Origin of the sequence: Sedimentitalea sediminis (assembly GCF_042687825.1) — a bacterium.
GTDB lineage: Bacteria > Pseudomonadota > Alphaproteobacteria > Rhodobacterales > Rhodobacteraceae > Sedimentitalea.
The window spans coordinates 1-966 of record NZ_JBHUQE010000067.1 but is presented as its reverse complement, the minus strand read 5'-3'; the positions used below and the strand labels follow the sequence as shown (position 1 = coordinate 966).

General features: G+C 53.0%; 2 protein-coding genes. One reads left to right on the top strand and one right to left on the bottom strand.

Going from position 1 to position 966, the window contains the following annotated elements:
- Positions 1-230 (bottom strand): transposase (locus ACFMPD_RS17540; RefSeq protein WP_380997341.1); only part of this gene is annotated, 230 nt, incomplete at its 3' end.
- 239 nt (positions 231-469) lie between these two features.
- Here ACFMPD_RS17540 and ACFMPD_RS17535 point away from each other — a divergent pair.
- A complete protein-coding gene (locus ACFMPD_RS17535) occupies positions 470-931 on the top strand; it encodes a hypothetical protein (RefSeq protein WP_380997338.1) in 462 nt (153 codons plus the stop codon).
- The last annotated feature ends 35 nt before the right edge of the window (positions 932-966 follow it).

Sequence of the window (966 nt, the reverse complement as noted above, 5' to 3'; positions counted from 1 at the left end):
ATCATCCGGGCGAAAACGCCCTTGTCGCTCCACCGCTTCCAGCGATTGCAGAGCGTCTTGTGTGGGCCTTTATCTTCAGGCGCGTCACGCCAACGTAAGCCGTTGCGATTGATGAAGATAATTCCGCTCAACACGCGCCGGCCATCGACCCGTGGCTTGCCGTGGGACTTGGCAAAGAAGGGCTCAAGACGCGCCATCTGGGCGTCGCTCAACCAGAAAAGATCAGACATGTCACCGCGCGTTTTTCGAACCGTGAATCATGCCACCCATCGGAAATCAATGGGGCCTGACCCTAGCACGCTACCGGAGAAATCACTTGTGCCATTGCGAGNGATCAGACATGTCACCGCGCGTTTTTCGAACCGTGAATCATGCCACCCATCGGAAATCAATGGGGCCTGACCCTAGCACGCTACCGGAGAAATCACTTGTGCCATTGCGAGTATATTGTCGCTTGAAGCAGGTCACGATGGTTCAAATTATTACCCTTTGGGTGCAGGGTGAGCTCGAAGGAAAGCTCTGTCGGGGTGAAGGGATTGGGTTGCAAGCGATTGAAGTGGAGTGGTCCCTGCTTTCCGAAAAGGTGCTGATCAAACTCATCGGGAACCTTACTTCAGATGAAACGGCGAAGTATCTCAAGGTCAATGTAGCCGTCATTCGGCGATTGAGGGATGCGGGGTTCTTAGAGGCAATTTTTCGCAAGAATCCGGACACTAATCATGTGAAGCAATACTTCACCAAACGAAGCATCTCAGAGTTCGAACAGCAATATGTCACGCTCGGGCAGTTGGCGAACGAGCAGGGCGTCAGACCTATCCATCTCGCGCGCAAGCTTGATCGTGTGGGTGTTGCGCCGATCAATTGCCTGGCTGGACCAGTAAGAGTTTATTCAAAAGATGCCTTGAACGGATGGTATGGTGAAAATGCCTGAAGGCCTGTTCATTTGTAAGCGTCCGGTCTGACCGC